1 protein-coding gene and 2 pseudogenes are annotated in these 2,120 nt (G+C 75.2%); all 3 read left to right on the forward strand.

Annotated elements, in window-relative coordinates; genetic code table 11:
• A partial coding sequence (locus tag CLG85_RS26960) for a cobaltochelatase subunit CobN (protein ID WP_260350371.1) occupies nucleotides 1–1,211 on the forward strand: 1,211 nt, incomplete at its 5' end.
• Nucleotides 1,212–1,255: 44 nt separating this feature from the next.
• A pseudogene (locus CLG85_RS27965) lies at nucleotides 1,256–1,438 on the forward strand (ferredoxin-like domain-containing protein); the annotation flags it as partial.
• Nucleotides 1,439–1,601: 163 nt separating this feature from the next.
• Nucleotides 1,602–2,120: pseudogene (locus CLG85_RS26965) on the forward strand (hypothetical protein); the annotation flags it as partial.

The following is a 2,120-nucleotide window of genomic DNA, read 5'->3' on the forward strand; positions in this document are numbered from 1 at the left end:
CGGGCTTCATCGCCGCGCTCGACGGCCGGCGGATCGAGGCGGGCCCCTCGGGCTCGCCCTGGCGCGGGCGCCGCGACGTGCTGCCGAGCGGGCGCAATCTCTATACCACCGACCCGCGCGCGGTGCCGAGCCGCGCGGCTTTCGCGCAGGGGGTAACCCTCGCCGAGGAACTCATGCGCCGCCACCTGCAGGACCACGGCGACTGGCCGCGCGGGCTGGTCGTCGACCTCTGGGGGTCGGCCACCATGCGCACCGCCGGCGAGGAGTTCGCCATGGCGCTGCACCTCATGGGAGTGCGGCCGGTCTGGGACGAAGGCTCGGCCCGGCTCTGCGGCTTCGAGATCCTGCCGATCGCCGAGCTGGAGCGCCCGCGCATCGACGTCACGCTGCGGGTCTCGGGGCTTTTCCGCGATGTCTTCCCCACGCTCTCGGGGCTCTTCGCGCAGGCCGTGGCTGCGCTGGCGGCGCGCGACGAGGCGCCGGAGTGGAACCCCCATGCCGGCACCGCGCCGGGTGCGCGGGTCTACGGCCCGGCGCCCGGCAGCTTCGGGCTGGGCATTGGGGCGGCGCTGGAGAGCTACGACGAGGAGGCCCGGCGCGCCGCCGGAGAGGCCTGGCTCGCCGCCTCGGCATGGGCCCTGGATGGGGCACTGGACGGCGCGGGCGCGACCCGCGACGAGGCCGGGATCCGCGCCCGCGTGGCGCAGGCCGAGGCCTTCGTGCACCTGCAGGACCTGCCCGAGACCGACCTGCTGCTCGCCGCCGATTACGCCGCGCATGAGGCGGGGTTTGCCGCTGCGCAGGCCACGACCGGCGGGCGGGCCGCGCTCTACCATCTCGACAGCACCGACCCCGCGCGCCCCCGTGCCCGCGCCCTGCCCGAGGAGATCGCCCGCGTGGTCCAGGCCCGCGCTGCCAACCCGCGCTGGATCGCTGGGATGCGCGCGCATGGTTTCCGCGGCGCCGCCGAGATCGCCGGCACGCTCGAACATATGGCCGCCTTCGCGCATCTCGCGGGGGCGGTCGGCGGGCATCTCTTCGACCTCTACCACGCGGCGACGCTCGGCAATCCCGAGACCGAGGCCTTCCTGCGCGCCGCAAACCCCGGCGCGCATGCCGCCATGCAGGACCGCTTCCGCGCGCTGCGCGAGGCCGGGCTCTGGGAGAGCCGCCGGAACTCGGTGATCCACGCGCTGGAGGACGGGTCGTGAGCGCCCCCTTGGTCAAAGGCTGGTGCCCCGGCGCGCACCGCCCGATGCGCTCGGGCGACGGACTGGTGGTGCGGGTGCGCCCGTTCCGCGCCGAGCTGAGCGCCGCGCAGGCGCGTGGGCTCTGCGATCTCGCCCAAACCCATGGCAACGGAACGCTGGAGCTGACCTCCCGCGCCAACCTGCAGATCCGCGGGGTGCCCGAGACGGCCTTCCCGGCCCTGTTGCAGGGTCTGGACGCACTCGGCCTGATCGACGCCGACCCAGAGGTCGAGGCCCGGCGCAACATCCTCATGCCAGCCGGCTGGGGCGCGGGCGATCTGACCGACCGGCTTCACGCGGCGCTGCTGGAAAGCCTGCCCATGCTGCCACCGCTACCCGGAAAAATGGGAATTGCGCTCGACACCGGGCCGCGGGCCGGGCTCGGGTCGGGCTCCGCCGATTTCCGCTTCGAGCTGGACGCTGCGGGGGGGGCTGCTGCTGCGTGCCGACGGGGCGACGCAGGGCCGTCCTCTCGCGGAAGGCGATGCGGCGGGGGCCCTTGCCGAGCTGGCGCAATGGTTCGTCGCCACCGGCGGCGCAGACGCCGGGCGGATGGCCCGCCACCTGCGGCGGGTTGCGCTCCCCGGCGGATGGCAGACCGTGGCGCCGCGTGTCCCCGGCGCGGCCCCCGAACCCGGGCTGATCGAAGGCGGGCGCCTGCTCGGCGTGCCCTTCGGCAGCATGCAGGCGAAAACCCTCTCGGGTCTTGTCGAACGCAGCGGCGCGCGGGCGGTGCGGCTGATGACCGGGCGGCTCCTCGGCCTGCTGGGCGGACGCACCGGCACCTCCGCCCCCCGGTTTCGTCACCGCGCCCGGCAGCGCGCTGCTGACCGCCCATGCCTGTCCCGGCGCGCCCTTCTGCCCGCAGGC

It is taken from the genome of Alloyangia mangrovi, assembly GCF_002300555.2.
Taxonomy (GTDB): domain Bacteria; phylum Pseudomonadota; class Alphaproteobacteria; order Rhodobacterales; family Rhodobacteraceae; genus Salipiger; species Salipiger mangrovi.